The sequence below is a fragment of the Nocardia sp. CA-145437 genome (assembly GCF_050956485.1).
Classification (GTDB): Bacteria; Actinomycetota; Actinomycetes; order Mycobacteriales; family Mycobacteriaceae; genus Nocardia.
Window position 1 is genome coordinate 6,211,164 of record NZ_CP191204.1, and the last position, 17,089, is coordinate 6,228,252.

Below are 17,089 nucleotides of genomic sequence, written 5' to 3' on the forward strand. Positions count from 1 at the left end.
CGCGAGGCGAGTGTCAGATTCGAGGACACGAGTGTCGAATGCAAGGACACGAGTAATGGCACGGATGAGCGAGCCCAGCCCCTACGTCGAATTCGACCGCAAGCAGTGGCGTACCTTGCGCAAGGCGACTCCCCTGGTGCTGACCGAAGAGGAACTGGTCGGCCTGCGCGGTCTCGGGGAGCAGATCGACCTCGAAGAGGTCGCCGAGGTCTACCTCCCACTGGCCCGACTCATCCACCTGCAGGTCGCGGCCCGGCAGCGCCTGTTCGCCGCCACCGCCACCTTCCTCGGCGAGACCCACCCCGACCGTCAGGTGCCGTTCGTCATCGGCGTGGCGGGCTCGGTCGCCGTCGGCAAGTCCACCACCGCGCGTGTGCTGCAGGCGCTGCTGGCGCGCTGGGACCACCATCCGCGGGTGGATCTGGTCACCACCGACGGATTCCTGTACCCGACAGCCGAACTCACCCGGCGCGGCATCATGCACCGCAAGGGCTTCCCGGAGTCCTACGACCGGCGCAAGCTGCTGCGTTTCGTCACCGAGGTGAAATCCGGCGCGTCCGAGGTGTGCGCGCCCGTCTACTCGCACATCGCCTACGACATCGTGCCCGGCGAGTACCACTGTGTGCGCCAGCCCGACATCCTCATCGTCGAGGGCCTCAACGTGCTGCAGACCGGTCCGCGCCTGATGGTGTCGGACCTGTTCGACTTCTCGGTCTACGTCGACGCCCGCATCGAGGACATCGAGAAGTGGTACGTGCAGCGCTTCCTGTCGCTGCGCAAGACCGCGTTCCAGGACCCGAACTCGCACTTCCACCACTACGCGAACTTCAACGACCAGGAAGCCACCAACCAGGCCAAGGAGATCTGGCACAACACCAACCGGCCGAACCTGGTGGAGAACATCCTGCCGACCCGGCCGCGCGCGACCCTGGTGCTGCGCAAGGACTCCGACCACACCATCAACCGGCTGCGGCTCAGGAAACTCTGAATCTCGTGCGAGCGAGGTGAGTCGAGCGTCCAGGCGGTGAGTCAGAGCGTCCAGGCGGCGTCCAGCCGTGCGCCGACGTCGATATCGGTGGCGGCCCGGATGTGCGGTTTGTCGATCTCGGTGGCGATGTAGCGCGCCACGAATCGGCGGATCTCGTGATCCACGCTGGCGATGATGCGCAGCAGTTCGCCACGGCGGGTGGCGCTGGCCACATTGATCCGCACATTGCTGGGCTGCGGTTCGGCGATCTCGATGAGCACCCGCAGCGGTTCGGCGGTGCGCACCGTCAGATGCAGGTGGATGGTGCCGTCCACCCGGAACGGGTAGCGGTCCACCGCGAGGTCGATGAGCAGGTCGACCTTGAGCGGGATCACCAGGTCGAACGAGATGATGTCGTCCATGTCACGAGTGAGCCGGGGCTGCCCGAGCCGCACGGTCGCCGAGAGTTTGGCCAGTTTGCCCGGTCCCGCGCCGATCGGCCCGAATTCGAACGCCTCCCCGGTGAGTTTCCCGAACGCCCCCGCGATCCGCTCCGGTGAGGCGGCGTACTCGAGGAATCTCCGCCCGAATTCCTCGTAGCTCAGGTACGGCACCGCGACGACCTGGGATTCCGCTAGGCCGCTCGAGTCCTCACGCAGCTCACTCATACCACCAGACGGTACGGCAGCGACCGGCCCGCGAACGCCGAAGCCGTTGCACTGCAACGGAACCGTTGACCGACTGTTGCGGGATCACCCACAACATTCTCGCTTCGTACTCCTGTGACACAGTCACAGGAGTACGAGATGACAGAGGCGGTCAGACGCCGAAGCGGCGGTGCCGGGCCGCGTAATCCCGCAGGGCCCGCAGGAAATCCACGCGCCGGAATTCCGGCCAGTACGCCTCGGTGAACCAGATCTCCGAATAGGCGCTCTGCCACAACAGGAATCCGGACAAGCGCTGCTCACCGGAGGTGCGGATGACCAGATCCGGGTCGGGCTGGCCGGAGGTGTAGAGGTGCTGGCCGATGGCGTCGACGGTGATCGACTGCACCAGATCCTCGCCGGTCTCGCCCGCGTCCATCTCCTGGCGGACCAGGGAGCGGACCGCGTCGGCGATCTCCTGGCGGCCGCCGTAGCCGATGGCCACGTTGACGTGCACGCCGGTGCGGCCCTCGGTGCTCTTGGCCGCCTCACTGAGCCGGCGCGCGAACTCGGCGGGCAGCTGATCGAGCGCGCCCACGATGCGGACGCTCCAATCCTGTTCCGGCGCAGACAGTTCGTCGACGACGTCGGTGATGACCTCGAAAAGTGTGTCGAGCTCGTCGGAATCGCGGCGCAGATTCTCGGTGGAGAGCAGGTAGAGGGTCACCATCTCGATGCCGGCCTCGCCGCACCAGCCGACCAGCTCGGCGATCTTCAGCGCACCGACCCGATGGCCGTGCGAGATATCGCTGAACCCGTTCTCCCTGGCCCAGCGACGGTTGCCGTCACACATCACAGCGACGTGTCGCGGATGTTGTTTACCCGCCAGCTGCCTGGCCAGCCGTGCCTCGTATACGCGATATGGGAGTCCACGCACCTGACCCACAAACTTCACGGCCGCAACCCTACGCTCACCCGCCTCCCCGCGTATTTTGCCGGTCGAAAGAGCCGTAGAAACTTTCGTACCGGCCGATGACCGGGTGCCGAACCCATTCTGGACGTAGCGCCGAAGACAACCTACGGTACCGTAGGTTACCGAGGAGGAACATATGGCCGACATCGTGCAGCCCGTTGATCACACCGCGGGTCTGGTCGAAACCGTCCGCGACGAGCTGGCGGCCATCAAGCCCCGCCTACGCGGCTGGATCCATGCCTGGGCCGTCGGCGTCGCCGCCATCGCGGTGATCGTGCTGGTGTCCGTGGCGAGCACGGTGTCCGGGAAAGCCGCGTGGTCGACGCTGGTCTACGGCATCACCGTGTGCGGGGTGTTCGGGATCAGCGCGACCTATCACCGGGTGAACTGGAAGACCGCGCGCGCCCGCATGTGGATGAAACGGGCCGACCACTCGATGATCTTCCTGTTCATCGCCGGCAGCTACACGCCGTTCGCGCTGCTCGGGGTGCGCGGGACCGCCGGCAATGTGCTGCTGGCCATGGTCTGGGCGGGCGCGCTGGCCGGGGTGGCGCTGAAGATGCTGTGGCCCACCGCCCCTCGCTGGGTCGGGGTGCCGCTGTATCTGTTGCTCGGGTGGGCCATAGTCCCGGTGGCCGGGACGCTCATCGGCAATGTCGGCTGGACGCCGGTGATTCTGCTGCTCGCGGGCGGCATCGCCTACAGCGTCGGCGGGATCCTGTACGCCGCGCGCTGGCCCGATCCGTGGCCGGAGGTGTTCGGACATCACGAGTTCTTCCACGCCGCAACGGTGATCGCGGCGCTGTGCCACTATGTCGCGGTCTGGCTGGTACTGCTGAGCTGATCGAGTAATTCCCCACAAAGGTGCAATCTCGGCCGAAAGTTCCCTAGAGTCTGCGACGTGACCAGCAGACTCATCCTGTGGGCGCTGCGGGCGCCGGGGGGTCTGTCTGCTGTCGTCATGGCGTGCAACCTCGGCGGCCTGGCGGTGATCACCACCGAACTGTTCCTGAGCGGCTTCCTGAGCCGGCTCGGTTCGAACTGGATCTCCACCTTCATCGGAGTGTCCGTCTATCCGGCCATCGGCGCCCTCGCGGGCATCGTGCTCGCGGTGCGCGACCGGCGGCATTACTTCGGCTGGCTGGACCAGCATCGGCCGCCCACCGAACACGAGGCCCGGCGACTGCTGCGGCTACCGCTCGCGATCACCATCCGTGCGCTGGCCATCTGGCTGCCGGGCGTGATCGTGGCGGCCGCCATCTTCGCCCACGCCACCGAGGACCGCAGTTTCCCCGTGGTGCTGTCGATGTTCACCCTCGGCGGGCTGGAGTCGGCGGCGCTCACCTATCTGATCGTGGACCGGCTGATCCGGCCGACCATTCCGGTGGTGGCCGAGGTGCTCGACGAGACCGCGCACTGGAGCAATACCGTGCTGGCGCGGGTGCTGGTCACTTTCGCGGTGGCGGGCGCGGTGCCGCTGCTCATGCTGGTCACCGTGCTCGCCGATCCGTCGACCGACAGTGACGACCGCATCCGGACCGGCATCTATCTCGCCATCGTCGGCCTGTCCGCGGGCGTGGTCGCGACGGCGGCGCTGGCGCGCGCGGTGGCCACGCCCATGCACACCCTGCGCGACGCGCTCGACCGGATCGCGCACGGCGATCTCGAGGCGCGGGTGACCATCAACAGCACCAGCGAGATCGGGCGGCTCGAGCATTCGGTGAACGAGCTGGCCGCCAATCTCAGTGAGCGCGAGCGCATGCGGACCGTCTTCGGGCGGCACGTGGGCGACGAGGTGGCGGAGCGGGCACTGTCGGGCAGCCCCAGCCTCACCGGCGACATGCGGGAGGCGACGGCCCTGTTCGTGGACGTCACCGGTTCGGTGGCGCTGGCCACCGAGCTCGCCCCGCACGACTTCGTGGCCAAGCTCAACCGACTGCTGACCATCGTGGTGGCGGCGACCGAGGACAACCACGGTCTGGTCAACAAGTTCGAAGGCGATGCGGCGCTGTGCATCTTCGGCGCGCCCATCGCTCTCGACGACAACGCCACCCCCGCTTTGAAGGCGGCCCGCCGGATTCGCGACGAGGTGGCCGCGCTCGGCGAACTCGACGTCGGCATCGGCATCGCCCGCGGCTGTGTCTTCGCCGGGGACGTCGGCACCGACACCCGTTTGGAATTCACGGTGATCGGCGACGCGGTCAACGAGGCCGCCCGCCTGACCACCGAGGCCAAGCTCGTCCCCCGCCGGATTCTCGCCTCTCAGGCGGTCATAGACGCCGCCTCCGACGCCGAGCGCACACAGTGGATCCTGCACGACACTCTCCACCTCCGCGGCCGCAAGGAACCCACTCCGGGCTGGACCGATGTACCGGCCGCCGTGCCCGCGTCCCCCGCGTCGATCCACCGCAACGGCACCGTCCCGCAGGACGCCCCCCGACCGGCCGCACCCCAACCCCCGAAACCCGCCGATCGCTGATCATTCAATCCGCGCGAACGTGGTGTGCGAACTCGGCGGGACCTGGAAGTACATCGCTGAAACACATGACCTCAACACGCCCCGGACTGTAAGACCGGCCAGTCCCTCCAGGCAACGGAATATGCGCGTTGGCTATGTCAGGCCCACCCCTGGACCCTTCGATCCGACTGTCGTACTACGGGATCGGGTTGGGCTCGTACCCGAGGGTGATTCCCAGCGAGGGCGAGGGCCCGACAGTGAGTGTATGGAGGAGATCGGCGCGTTCGAGCGGAAGTCGGCAGCGGGGTGGGAGCGGCCCGAGCGGGCGGTGCTCGCGTACCGGGCGGTGGTGGTGGCCCTGGTCGCCGGAGTGGCGGAGACGCTGTTGCGGGCGGCGCGGGTGCTCGAGGATCCCGGGGTCGGGCTGTCGGGTGTCGCGGTCGGGTTGGGGATTCGGGCGGCGATCTATCTGACGGTGTTCTGGCTCGCGGCCCGCATGTTGTTCGGAAGCCGTTGGGCGCGAGTGATTCTCGTGGTGGGGCTGGGCACCGTCGGGGTGGCTTCGCTGGTGGCGGAGCCGCTGAGCGCGCTGCTCGAGGCTGATTCCACGGGTGCGCTGTTCACCGGCTGGACCCCGGCATCCGTGCTGATCGGGCTTTTTCGCGCCGCGCATATCCTCGCGGTCCTGGTCGCCGTTCCAGCCGCCGTACTGGCGGGAAACCGGGTCCAGGCCATGCGATCTCGCGTGGCCTGACACTCCGGGCCCGCACCTCTCAACTCGGAATATGCGGGCGCGGGAGGACTGCCGGCGGACCGTCAGGCCGATTGCGGCGGAAGCAGACCGGCGCGGACGTCTTCGACCGTGGTGACCGGGAGGTCGCAGACCGAGCCACGGCAGATATAGGCGGCGGAGGTGTCGCGCACCGGCGGCCGGTCGGCCAGCAAGGGCTGGGAGTCGACGCCGCCGGAGACGATGACCGAGCCGCCCGGAGCGGCCGCGCGGGCAGCGGCCACCAGCGTTGCGGCCGAGCCGGATTCGCCATCCGGGCCCGCGGAGATCGCCACCTGTATGGGCCCGCGCAGGGCGGCCTCGGCCACAGCCAGCCAGTGTCCCGCCGAGCGGGGGGCGCGGGCCAGCAGAACCGCTCCCCGCGCGAGGGTTTCGTCGGCGAGCCGCCGGTATCGGGCGGCCTGATCCGGGTCGGTGAGCGCGGAGGCCGTGAGCAGGGCCTCGGCGAGAACCGAAGTGCCCGAAGGGGTTGCGCCGTCCAGGGGGTCGCGGGGCCGGGTCAGCAGGGTTTCGGCGTCGTCGGCGGTGTCGAACCAGCTGCCCAGGGTGTCCACGTCGGCGAAGTGCGTGATGGCCGCGTCGAGTACGCGGCGCGCCTCGGCGAGCCAGTCCCCTTCGGCGGTCTGGTGCAGTGCGAGCAGTCCCAGCGCCAGCCAGGCGTAGTCCTCGAGCACGCCCGCGGCCGTGCCGGGCACGCCGCCCAGCGAGGCGCGGCAGACGCGGCCGTCGGTCACGTGGGTGTCCAGCAGGAACCGCGCGCACCGGACGGCCGCCGCGATCCACTCCGGATGCTCGTGTGCGGCACCGGCTTCCGCGAGCGCGACGATGGCCATCCCGTTCCAGGCGGTGACCACCTTGTCGTCCCGCTCGGGTTGCGGCCGCAGTTCCCGCGCCGCCGACATGGCCGCCCGGATGGCCTCGAACCGCTCGTGGTCCACCGGCTTGGGGTCGGTGTAGCGCGTCAGCACCGAGGTGCCGTGCTCGAACGTCCCCGCCGTCGTGACACCGAAGATCTCCGCGGCCCAGGCTCCGTCGAGCGCCCCGAGCACGCCGTTGAGTTCCGCGGGCGTCCAGACATAGGTGGCTCCCTCGACCCCGGGCTGCCCCGGTTCGAGGTGGGTGTCGGCGTCCAGGGCGGACGCGAAGGCCCCCTGCTCGGTGCCCAGATCGGCCATCAGGAACTGGACGGTCTCGCGAGTCACCCGCAGCGCCAAGGATTCTCCGCCGCGCTCGCTCCCGGGCGCGTCGAGCCCGCGCCGGGCCAGGTGCGCGTACACCCGCACCAACTGGGCGTTGTCGTACAGCATCTTCTCGAAGTGCGGCACCACCCACGCCGCGTCTACCGAGTATCGCGCGAACCCACCCCGCAGCTGGTCGTAGATCCCGCCCCGGGCCATCGATTCACAGGTGAACGAAACAGCCTGCAGCACACCGAGATCCCCGGTCAGCTCATAATGCCGCAGCAGCCCTTCCAGCAACGCCGACGGCGGGAACTTGGGCGCGCCCCCGAACCCGCCGTGCTGCGCGTCCACGTCCTTCGACACGGCCGAGACCGCGTGCTGCACCAGGTCGGCGCTGATCCCGACCCCGGCGTCGGGCAACCCCGCCGTCTGCTGCCGCAGCGCCTCTCCCACTTGCGCCGCCGCGGTATTCACCTCGTCCCGCCGATTCCGCCACGTCTCCCCCACCGCGGTCAGCACCTGCGCGAACGACGGCATCCCGTGCCGCGGCGTCTTCGGGTAGTAGGTCCCGCAGTAGAACGGCTCCCCCTCCGGCGTCAGGAAGCACGTCATCGGCCACCCGCCCTGCCCGGTCATGGCCACGGTCGCGTTCATGTACACCGCGTCCAGATCGGGCCGTTCCTCCCGATCCACCTTGATGCACACGAAGTTCTCGTTCATGAGCTCGGCGGTGGCCTCGTCCTCGAACGACTCGTGCGCCATCACATGACACCAGTGGCAGCTGGCGTACCCGATGGACAGCAGGATCGGCACGTCCCGCTCGGCCGCCTCGGCCAGCGCCGCCGCGTCCCACTCCCGCCAATGCACCGGATTCCCGGCATGTTGACGCAGATAAGGCGAGGTGGCACTGCCCAATCGGTTCATATCCCCAGCCTCCCACACCCGGCAAGAGGCGACCGCGATCCACCCCTGGAGGCCACGGGCGGCCGGGCCGGGACGCCGCCGCCGGTAATCCGGATGGTGATGCCCGCACCCGATACGATCCAAGGGTGAGGGCGACCGCTGACCATCTCTCGGCGCTGCGCATCGAGCGACAGACCGTGCTCGATTACTGCGCCGATCTCACCGACGCCGAATGGCGCGCCGACAGCCTGGCCGCGGGCTGGAGCGTGAAAGACGTTGTCGCGCATATGGCCGCCGACCTGCGAACCGTCGTCACCCCGGCCGCGCTCGCCTTCATGGCCACCAAGGACGTGGAGAGCCTCAACGAGCGGGCCGTGGCCGCCTCGCGCCGGCGGTCACCGGCGCAAGTCCTCGAAGGCTTCGCGACCTGGACCCGAGTCGGCACGGCCGCCCTGGCCGTCCTGACCGCACCCGGTCTCGGCGGCGTCCGGCTGCCCGTCGGCGAGCTCGGCCGCTATCCGACGCGCCTCTTCCCGGCGATGTTCCTCTTCGACTGGCACACCCACCTGCGCCACGACATCGCCGCGGCGTTGGACCGCCCGCACCCGCCGACCGACGAGCGGCGGGTGGCCTCGATCCTGGCCTGGTTGACCAGCCTGCTGGAGCAATCGCACCGCGACCGCCTGGCCTGGCTGGACGCCCCCGTCGCCATGACCTTCACCGGCCCCGGCGGCGGCACCTGGCGCGTCGACACCGACCAGGGCGGCCCCATCCGGGTGCGACGCGGCGGGACGGAGAACACCGCTGCCCAAATCACCGCTCGCGCCGACGAATTCCCCCGGTGGGGAACGACCCGCGCCGCGTGGCGCGACTGCGAGGTCTCGATCACCGGCGACACCGAGCTCGGTACCCGCGTGCTCGACGCCATCGATCTCATCTGAACCGCCCAGCCGGTCACCTACCGCAATCCCCGCAAGTTCGCGCGATCCTGCGGGACAATTCTCGGGACGCCGCGCCCGCGGAATCGCGACCGAGACCGTGTGCGACCAGATCGGTGAAAGCCGGGGAACCATGCGCGTATTCGACCATTGCGGCACCGTCCGACTGTCCGTGATCGTCCTCCTGACCGGCCTGCTGATCGCCACCGCGGCCCCATCGACCGCCGGGCCCGACGACACCGGCCGGATCGATACCGGCACCTACACCTCGGGTGTGCTGACGTACGGCTACGAGGCTTTCGTGCCCGGTGACCTGCCCGCGAACCCCGCACTGGTGGTGATGATCCACGGGTGCAAGACCACCGCCGAACAGCAGCGTCGCGCCAATCTCCTGGACCCGATCGCGCGCAACGACGGATTCGTGGTCCTCTATGTCGACGGCAGCCCGTTCCATCTGCTGCAACAGCGATGCTGGTCGGGGCTGCTCGCGCCCGCGTCCGAAAGCCGGGCTTCCGGGGACGCCGCCGCGATCGCGGCGATGACCCGGCTCGCCATCGAGCGCTACCACATCGATCCCGATCGGGTCTACGCGTTGGGGATGTCCTCCGGGGCCTACGAGACCACACTGCTGGGTGCGTATTTCGCGGACCTGTTCGCCGCCATCGGCGTGCATTCGGGGGCGGCGTTCGATCATGGCGCGCTCGGCTGTGTGGGCCCGTACCTGCCTACCGCCTCAACCGAACAGCTTGCCGCACAGGCATTCTCCGCCGAGGGCCGCTACCGCAGGGTGCTCCCGGTCATCGGATTCCACGGCGATGCCGATCTGGCGGTGCCGTACGAATGCGGGCGCGAGGTCATCGAGCAGTGGCGACAGACCGACAATCTGGTGCTCGCCGCACAGGAAGCCCCGCAAGGGATTCCTGTGCGGCCGACCGGCAGCGCCGAGGGTGTCGCCGACAGGCCCGAGGGTCTTTCCTACGCCGTCGAGTCCTGGCGACAGCACGAATCGGACTGCCCCACACTCCAATTGTGGACGATCCACGGTATGGCGCATTACTGGTCGGGCGGTTCGGCCGATCCCGACGCCGCCGAGTTCACCGACGCCCGTGGCCCGAACGCCTCACAGGCGGCGTGGGATTTCTTCTCCCGCATCCACCGCACCGACACGGGGTTCCGTTGCGAATGAGCCGCGCCCGGATGCCGTGATGCGGTGCGACAGTTGTCAGATCGCGCTGCGGCTGAACCGGTAGGTGGCGTTGCTCGCGCCGGGAGCGGCGTTGTCGGTGCTCGGAGCGTCCGCGCCCGGGCCGGTGTAGGAGAAGGAGCCGGATTCGTTGGTGCGGCACCGCAGCGTGACCGAGTAGGTGACGGGGCCCGCGGCGGCCGGCTCGGTGGCGTCGATGACCGCGACGCCGGGCTCCGGTGACGTGTAGGTGTAGGTGCTGTCGTGCCAGACCCCGGTGCCGGCCACCATGTATTGCAGGGAGCCCTGGCTGGGGAACCGCACGATGGCCATGGATTCGCCGTTGGCGGCGGCGGGGACGGAACGTGAGCCCCCGTACAGGATCAGGTACTGGTTCGTGGTGTCGGCGGGGACGGTGCACGCACCGGGATCCGCGTGTAGCGGACCGGTAGCGGGCAGAATCCACGCGAGAGCGGTGACGCCGAACGCGGCGACACGGATGCCGGCCTGCATAGCTACTCCTCTCCAGTGAACGACCGCACCGCACGACGGAACGACCGCACGGCGCGGCGGTGTCGAATCTCGTTCGGGAACAGTCCGATCAGCTACGGGAAGCACCAGTTCAGGGTGGCCGATCCCGGCGTCGGGATGTGGACGCAGATGTTCACCCAGATGTAGGGGGCGTCCACATTCTGCAGCGCGACGGGGCGGTCCACGGTCGATTCCGTGGCTTCACTCGCCGACGCGGGCGCCACGGCCGCAAGAGCGACCAGCGGGGCGGCTACCGCGGCGACGACCACAGAGCGGGCGATTCCTGCAAGCATCTCATCTGCTCCTACGAATCGAGAACGATGATGACGAGCTCGGGACAGAAGTACGACGAGGACAGACGCTAGGCCACCGGGGCATAGGTTTGCCATCTCTTAGCTATCGACTTGTCCGTTTCGTTATCGCCCATCTTTTCCGCTCATCTGGTCAGGCCGGCCCCACGGCCATTTGCCGCACCGGGCTCACCGGTGGCGATGCTCGGCGAACAACACCCAGGTCGCCAGTCCGACGAGAGCGAACAGCAAGATCGCGGTCCCGATCGCCACGGCGGGGCCGGAGTAGGTCGGAACCGTCTCCGATGCCATGACGGCCGCCACGCTGCCGAACGACACTCCGATCACCTCGTTCCTCGGCCGACTTCGCTTCCGAAGATCCATGATCCGCGCCGAATCCCCGACCGGAACACCTCTTTACGGGATGCTGACGGCCACGTCCGTACGGATGCGTGGCGTATCGCCGGAGGACACTCAATTGGCGGCTTCCTTGCCTACGGACTCCTGGTAGACGTCGGCGTAGGTTCGCGAATCCTTGATCCCTGAGTCATACCGCCGGCGAACGAGAACAACTAGTCCTCGGCGGCCGCGGCCGACCGAGGAAGAGCTGGTTCAGACCTCCCAGTCGAGGATCGGGGCGAGGGATTTGAACTGCGCGGAGGGTGGGGTGAGGCGCAGGATGGCGTTGCGGGCCAGGACGGCCAGCGGGGAGGACAGCTGGCCGATCGCGCCGATGGAGCGGGAGCGTTGGACGATCATCTGGGTCCGGGGGCGACGCTGGGTGTCATAGGGGGTGAGGTCGCCGCCCTCGGCGGCGACCCGGGCGAGGACCACAGCATCCTCGAGCGCCTGGCAGGCGCCTTGGCCCAGGTTGGGGGTCATGGCGTGGGCCGCGTCACCGACCAGGGCGATGCGCCCGGCGGTGAAAGCCTTCAGGGGCGGGAGGTCGTAGAGGTCGTGTTCGAGGAGGGCGGTGTCGTCGGCTGCCGCCAGCAGCATGGGGATCGGCTCGTGCCAGGAGCCGAACCTGGCACGCAATTCGGATAGACCGCCACCCTCGGCACCCGCGGGCAGGTTGGCGGTGGCGAAGCAGTACACGCGACCGTCGGGGAGGGTGCCGTATCCGAAACGTTCTCCCCTGCCCCAGCTTTCACCCATGTCGCCGATGGGCTCGGCCGGGGTCACCACCACCCGCCAGGCGGTGTATCCGCTGTAGCGGGGTTCCACGGAACCGCAGACGGTGCGGCGCACCATGCTGTGGATGCCGTCCGCGCCCACGACCACGTCGCCGGTCGAGGTACCAGCCGAGTGCGCGACGGCGCCGTCGGGGCGGGCTTCGGTGGCCGAGATCCCGGTGCGCACGGCGGATTCCGGGACCGCGGCGCGCAGGATGTCCAGCAGGTCGTGACGGTGCATGAGGATCGGGCTGCCGTAGCGGGCGCGGATGGCGTCCACGTCGGTGCGGGACAGCCAGCGGCCCTTGCTGTCCCGGATTCCGGCCGAGTTCTCCTCGCGGGCCCGGCTGCGGATCTCGTCGCCGAGTCCCAGCGCATCCAGTGCCCGAAGAGCATTGGGCCACAGCGACAATCCGGCCCCGACCTCCGTGATCCGGGTGGACCGCTCCAGCACTTCCACGTCCCAGCCGTGGCGGGTGAAGGCGATGGCGGTCGCGAGACCGCCGATGCCGCCGCCGACGATGACCGCCTTCATCACCGGGCGAGCTGCAGGGCCATGGTGGCCGCCGCGGGGACGAGGTAGAGGACCGGGAAGATGGCCGAGGAGGCGTGGCCGGCGCGGATGGAGGTGGCCGAGGCGCCCAGGAAGTAGAGGATCAGGCACACCGCCGCCGCGATGCCGATCGCGGGGAGGAAGAACCCGACGATCAGGCCCAGCGCGCCCGCGGATTTGGCCAGCGCCAGCCAGTTCCACCACGAGGTGGGAACACCGTACTGCTGGAGCGGTTCGACGACGAACTCCTTGCGGGTGAACAGGGAGAAGCCGGAGAAGCCGATCCACAGGGCCGCGACGATTCCGACGACGTGGTACGCGATGTTCATGAGTCCATTCCTTGCACGCTTCGATCTTGTTTTCGTACTGGAACAGCGTCACATTCGCGGATCGCGGCCTGTAGTGCGCGAGTCATCGCTTCGAGCTGCATTCGACAGCGACGGGCCGTGCAAAACGCACGGTCCGTTCGTGCACAATCGGCGTCGTCAGAGCCAGCCGGCCTGCTGGGCGATGCGGACGGCGTCGACCCGGGTGCGCGCCTGCAGCTTGTCCGACGCCGCGGCGAGATAGTTGCGCACCGTGCCGTAGGACAGATGCAGTTGTGCGGCAATCTGTTTCGGGTCGGCGCCGCTGGCCAGACAGCGCAATACATCGGCCTCGCGGTCGGTCAGCGGGTTGGCCGGGCCGCGCAGCGCGGTGAAGGCGAGGCTCGGATCCAGCACGCTGCCGCCGGCCGCGACCGTGCGGACCGCGTTCAGCAGATCCTTGCGTGAGCTGTCCTTGAGCACGAAGCCGGAGACGCCGATGTCGATGGCGCGCTTGACATGACCGGGGCTGGCGAGCGAAGTCAGCACCAGTACTTTGCAGTCCGGATGGTCGCGGCGGATCTCGGCGGCGGCGGTGAGTCCGTCCTTGCCGGGCAGATCGATGTCGAGGATGGCGAGATCGATGCGCTCGGCGGCCACGGTCGACACGATCGCTCCGCCCTCCTCCAGGACGGCGGCGACCTCGAGGTCGTCCTCCAATTCCAGTGACGCCACCAGGGTTTCGCGCAGCAGCCGCATATCCTCGGCGATCAGCACTCTGATCATCTGTTACCCAACTCCTCACCACGTCCGGATCGCTGGAGCTGTTCGACTTGCCCAGGACCGGCCGACCGGTATGCAATCATCGCGTGTCATTGCTCTCGAGGTCGACCGGGTACCTGTTCCTGGTCGCGTACGCCGGCTCGGTCGTCCTCGGCGGCAGCGGCATCGCCATCGCCTGCTGCGCGATCGGGCAGGCGGCCATACTGGTGGTGGCGCATCGGCGCGGCCCGGCATGGCCGGTCCTGGCCGTGCAGGCCCTGCTGACCTATCTGCCGATCGTGTTCTTCGGGTCCACCGCGGTCGATCTCGACTCGTTGCTGGCCGCCACCGTCCTCCTCATGCCCGGACAGCGGTTGCGGTGGTTCGGATTCTGCGTCGTCACCCTGGTTTCCGGCCCCGTCCATCATGGATTGCCGGCGTCGGGCGAGGCGTACCTGCACGCGTATGTCGCGACCGCGGCCGTCGGCCTGGTGGTCTACAGCCTGCTGAGATTGCCGAACCTGGTCGATCAGCTGGGCTCGACCCGAGAGGATCTGGCGGACGTCGTCCGGGCCGAGGAACGACTTCGCGTCGCCAGGGATCTGCGCGCCGGGCTCGGCGAACAGCTGGTCGCCGTGACGGAGCGACTACAGCTGGTGCGGCGCGAACTGGCGGAATCGCCGGATCGGGCGGTCAGCACGGCCGACGACGTGGCCGACCGGACACGCACGATCGTCGCGATGATGCGCCGCACGGCTTCGGACCAGCGCGAGCACGACCGGCCCTCGAAAGACCCGGCACCGGTGGCGCGATTGGCCCCGCGGTTGACACTGGCCGCGCTGGTGGCGAGCATGCTGGCGATCATCGCGAATCAGATCCTCGAGGTGCCGCAGTACCAGGCGGTGAACGCGGTCGGCGGCCTCGCCCTGTGCGCGCTGCTGCTGGCGCAGGTGATTCAGCCGCGGTTCGCCGTGCCGCTGCTGTGGACCCAGCTGCTGCTCACCCTGATTCCACTGTTGTGGCTGGGCTCGGCCTGGTGTTCCTGGCTGAGCCTGCTCGCCGTGGCCGCGCTGCTGCGCGAGCGCGCGCCCTGGGCGATCGCGGCGGTCGGCCTCTTCGCGCTGCGCGCGGTCTTCACCGAACCGACCGGCGCACTGGATGATCGGACCAGCTGGGTGCTGCTCGCGCTGCAGGCGACCCTGTCCCTGTTCGGTCTGTCGAAATTTCATCAGCTGTCGGTGCAGCTGAACCGATCCCGATCCGAATTGGCCGACCGGACAGCGCAACTCGAACGCCTGCGGCTGGCCCGCGACATCCACGACCTGCTCGGCTTGACGCTGTCGGTGCTGGCCCTGAAATGCGACCTCATCGGCGAACTGATCACCCGGGACCCGCTCCGCGCGGAATCCGAGATCGACCAGGCGATCCGCATCGCGGCCGACGCGCGGTTCGAGGCCCTCGCCCTCACCGACGATCAGGCCGCCCGTTCCCTGCGCAACGAATTCGACTCGGCCCGCACGATACTCAGCGCCGCCATCGCGACCGTCCGCATCGGCTACGACGACGACCTGCCGGAACGAGCCGACACCGTACTCGCCCCGGTGGTCCGGGAGGCGGTCACCAATGTGCTGCGCCACAGCACGGCGACCCGCGTCGACATCTCCTGCCGCAGCCGAAATCGGAAGGTAGAACTGAACATCCACAACGACGGTGTCCGCGCCGCGGCGAAATCCGGCGGGTCGGGACAGGGCCTGGAGAACATGCGCGCACGCGTACTGGACGCGGGCGGCTCCTTCACCACCTCGGCGCGCGACGGCGAATTCCGACTCGAAGCCGCACTCCCCTGCTGACCCGTGCATTCTGCACGCCGCGACCCTGCCGGATGCATGGCCGGCCGATGACCGCGGACACTACCGCCCGGCCCGCGCCAGTGTGAGCCTTGTCGAATGGCCGTAGTCAGACTGCACAGGTTCCGAGTCGCCCGCGCCGATCTGGACCAGCTGCTGGCCCAACGCAGAACCCTCATCGACGCCATCCGCCTGGTCCACCCGGGCCTCACCGAAACCCGTCTCACCAGGCTCGAGGACGGCACCTACCTCGACACCTGGCGCTGGGACCGCGCCGAGCACATGCTGGCCGCCGTCGCCGCCGCCCAAGGCGTCCCGCTGGTGGACGCCACGGAAGCGCTCATGCTGGACGCCTCCGTCCTCACCGGCGAAATCCTCGACGAGACCCCGGATCAGGTCGTGTAGTCGATGTCGTCGGTGGCGAAGAACTAAGGCCCGGTCTCTTTCGGACTCAGGAATTCGGTCAGGGCCGCCGCGACGGCGTCGGGATTCTCCAGTTGCGGGTAGTGCCCGGTGGCCGGTGGTTCGTCGAGCACGGTGATCGTCGCGTGCGGCAGCCGCTCGCGCAGCCGGGGCAGGACGTGGCCTCCGCTGACCGGGTCGGCGGGACCCCAGACGAACAGCATCGGGCCGGGATACTGCTCGAGCGCCGTGCGCCAGCGGTCCGCGTGCTCGCGGCGCTCGTCGATGTAGCGCAGCAGTCGATGCTGGACGCGTTTGCCCTCGCCCATGGTCGTGGCCAGCCACATGTCGTGCAGCAGTTCATCACTCACCGGACGACCGAGGATCTCCCGCAGGGACTTCCGGTACATCCGTTCGCTGGCCAGGTGCTGGACCACGGCGCCGAGCGGACCGTGCAGCAGCTTCTGCACCCGGGTGGGCCGGTGCAGGTCCGGATACAGCCCGCCGTTGAGGAAGGCGGCCGCGGTGATCCGGCTCGCGTCGCGGTGCAGCAGTTCCTGCGCGACCGATACCCCGTAGTCGTGCGCCACCAATGCGGTCGACCCGATCCCGAGCCGCTGCCACAGCGCCTCCACGATCGACGCCTGCTCGGTGATCCGGTAATCGTGCCGCGCCGGTTTCGCACTGGCCCCGAACCCGAGCAGGTCGAGTGTGGTGACCCGGCAACCGGATTCGACCAGCCGGGGCACGATCGGGGCCCAGTCGTGTGACGAGGTCGGGAAGCCGTGCAGCAGGGTCACCGGACGGCCGTCAACGGGTCCGTCCTGCCGGTGGAAGATGTCGTGACCGCTGATTCCACCGGCGATCCATGCATCGAGTCCGGGTTGCATCGCGAGTCCTCCTGGTCTCGGCCACAAGGGCATTCACAGCGGTCCCAGTGTGCCTTAACCCCGGTGGATGGGCTCGGCCCGCGGGAAAGTGACGCGGGTCGCAATCGCGGCGGCCGGTCTGCCGGGTCATAGAAGCATTGCCCGCCACCGGTCGCGCTTATTACAGTCAGACTGCAGTAAGCATCCGACGGAAGGCTCTGACCATGAATTTCCCGATCATCAACCTCGGCTCCGCGACGCTGGATCTCGCCACCGAGGTCACCCAGCTGGCGGCGAACGCCACCTACCTCCTGCAGT

The 17,089-nt window shown here is 68.6% G+C and carries 18 protein-coding genes; 8 read left to right on the forward strand and 10 right to left on the reverse strand.

The annotated features are described in order from the left end of the window. Nucleotides 1–55: 55 nt before the first annotated feature. Nucleotides 56–988 (forward strand): type I pantothenate kinase, encoded by a 933-nt coding sequence (gene coaA, locus ACQPYY_RS28895; RefSeq protein WP_357091711.1) that lies wholly within the window; start codon nt 56–58, stop codon nt 986–988. A gap of 41 nt (nt 989–1,029) precedes the next feature. Here coaA and ACQPYY_RS28900 read toward each other — a convergent pair whose 3' ends face one another. Both ACQPYY_RS28900 and ACQPYY_RS28905 read right to left on the reverse strand, forming a co-directional pair. Next, complete coding sequence (locus ACQPYY_RS28900) at nt 1,030–1,635, reverse strand: hypothetical protein (protein ID WP_379093405.1); 606 nt, start codon at nt 1,633–1,635, stop codon at nt 1,030–1,032. A gap of 151 nt (nt 1,636–1,786) precedes the next feature. Then, a complete protein-coding gene (locus ACQPYY_RS28905; protein ID WP_379095769.1) occupies nt 1,787–2,557 on the reverse strand; it encodes an isoprenyl transferase in 771 nt (256 codons plus the stop codon). A 163-nt stretch (nt 2,558–2,720) separates the two neighbouring features. Here ACQPYY_RS28905 and trhA point away from each other — a divergent pair, with 163 nt between their 5' ends. The 3 genes from trhA to ACQPYY_RS28920 all read left to right on the forward strand — a co-directional run bounded on the left by trhA (nt 2,721) and on the right by ACQPYY_RS28920 (nt 5,796). Continuing rightward, the gene (gene trhA, locus ACQPYY_RS28910) at nt 2,721–3,428 is read left to right on the forward strand and encodes a PAQR family membrane homeostasis protein TrhA (protein ID WP_433591706.1); all 708 of its coding nucleotides are present in this window, start codon (nt 2,721–2,723) and stop codon (nt 3,426–3,428) included. A gap of 57 nt (nt 3,429–3,485) precedes the next feature. Next, nucleotides 3,486–5,063, forward strand: a complete 1,578-nt coding sequence (locus tag ACQPYY_RS28915) for an adenylate/guanylate cyclase domain-containing protein (RefSeq protein ID WP_433591707.1) — start codon at nt 3,486–3,488, stop codon at nt 5,061–5,063. A gap of 244 nt (nt 5,064–5,307) precedes the next feature. Continuing rightward, entirely contained in the window at nt 5,308–5,796 is a 489-nt protein-coding gene (locus ACQPYY_RS28920) for a hypothetical protein (protein ID WP_433591708.1), read from the forward strand. A 62-nt stretch (nt 5,797–5,858) separates the two neighbouring features. On the opposite strand, the gene ACQPYY_RS28925 is transcribed toward ACQPYY_RS28920, so the two are convergent. Further along, nucleotides 5,859–7,937 (reverse strand): thioredoxin domain-containing protein, encoded by a 2,079-nt coding sequence (locus tag ACQPYY_RS28925; protein WP_433591709.1) that lies wholly within the window; start codon nt 7,935–7,937, stop codon nt 5,859–5,861. Nucleotides 7,938–8,062: 125 nt separating this feature from the next. On the opposite strand from ACQPYY_RS28925, the gene ACQPYY_RS28930 reads away from it, so the two are divergent. Together ACQPYY_RS28930 and ACQPYY_RS28935 are read left to right on the forward strand one after the other, a co-directional pair. Beyond that, nucleotides 8,063–8,857, forward strand: coding sequence for a maleylpyruvate isomerase family mycothiol-dependent enzyme (locus tag ACQPYY_RS28930; RefSeq protein ID WP_433591710.1), 795 nt, complete (start codon nt 8,063–8,065; stop codon nt 8,855–8,857). Nucleotides 8,858–8,987: 130 nt separating this feature from the next. Then, complete coding sequence (locus tag ACQPYY_RS28935) at nt 8,988–10,040, forward strand: extracellular catalytic domain type 1 short-chain-length polyhydroxyalkanoate depolymerase (protein WP_433591711.1); 1,053 nt, start codon at nt 8,988–8,990, stop codon at nt 10,038–10,040. Between the two features lie 36 nt (nt 10,041–10,076). Here ACQPYY_RS28935 and ACQPYY_RS28940 read toward each other — a convergent pair whose 3' ends face one another. From ACQPYY_RS28940 to ACQPYY_RS28965, 6 genes are all read right to left on the reverse strand, one after another. After that, nucleotides 10,077–10,550, reverse strand: a complete 474-nt coding sequence (locus ACQPYY_RS28940; RefSeq protein WP_433591712.1) for a hypothetical protein — start codon at nt 10,548–10,550, stop codon at nt 10,077–10,079. A gap of 92 nt (nt 10,551–10,642) precedes the next feature. Then, entirely contained in the window at nt 10,643–10,861 is a 219-nt protein-coding gene (locus ACQPYY_RS28945; protein WP_379093380.1) for a hypothetical protein, read from the reverse strand. 186 nt (nt 10,862–11,047) lie between these two features. Then, the gene (locus ACQPYY_RS28950; protein ID WP_379093377.1) at nt 11,048–11,197 is read right to left on the reverse strand and encodes a hypothetical protein; all 150 of its coding nucleotides are present in this window, start codon (nt 11,195–11,197) and stop codon (nt 11,048–11,050) included. 273 nt (nt 11,198–11,470) lie between these two features. After that, entirely contained in the window at nt 11,471–12,568 is a 1,098-nt protein-coding gene (locus ACQPYY_RS28955; protein WP_433591713.1) for an FAD-dependent monooxygenase, read from the reverse strand. Further along, nucleotides 12,568–12,915 carry a DoxX family protein gene (locus ACQPYY_RS28960; protein ID WP_433591714.1) on the reverse strand — a complete coding sequence of 116 codons (348 nt, stop codon included), beginning with the start codon at nt 12,913–12,915 and terminating at the stop codon, nt 12,568–12,570. Before ACQPYY_RS28960 ends, ACQPYY_RS28955 begins: the two co-directional genes overlap by 1 nt. 156 nt (nt 12,916–13,071) lie before the next feature. Then, complete coding sequence (locus ACQPYY_RS28965) at nt 13,072–13,677, reverse strand: response regulator transcription factor (protein WP_379093368.1); 606 nt, start codon at nt 13,675–13,677, stop codon at nt 13,072–13,074. An 83-nt stretch (nt 13,678–13,760) separates the two neighbouring features. Here ACQPYY_RS28965 and ACQPYY_RS28970 point away from each other — a divergent pair, with 83 nt between their 5' ends. Together ACQPYY_RS28970 and ACQPYY_RS28975 are read left to right on the forward strand one after the other, a co-directional pair. Further along, the gene (locus tag ACQPYY_RS28970; protein ID WP_433591715.1) at nt 13,761–15,503 is read left to right on the forward strand and encodes a histidine kinase; all 1,743 of its coding nucleotides are present in this window, start codon (nt 13,761–13,763) and stop codon (nt 15,501–15,503) included. A 96-nt stretch (nt 15,504–15,599) separates the two neighbouring features. Continuing rightward, nucleotides 15,600–15,905, forward strand: a complete 306-nt coding sequence (locus ACQPYY_RS28975; protein WP_433591716.1) for a hypothetical protein — start codon at nt 15,600–15,602, stop codon at nt 15,903–15,905. Between the two features lie 23 nt (nt 15,906–15,928). Here ACQPYY_RS28975 and ACQPYY_RS28980 read toward each other — a convergent pair whose 3' ends face one another. Next, the gene (locus ACQPYY_RS28980; protein WP_433591717.1) at nt 15,929–16,792 is read right to left on the reverse strand and encodes an alpha/beta fold hydrolase; all 864 of its coding nucleotides are present in this window, start codon (nt 16,790–16,792) and stop codon (nt 15,929–15,931) included. Between the last annotated feature and the right edge of the window lie 297 nt (nt 16,793–17,089).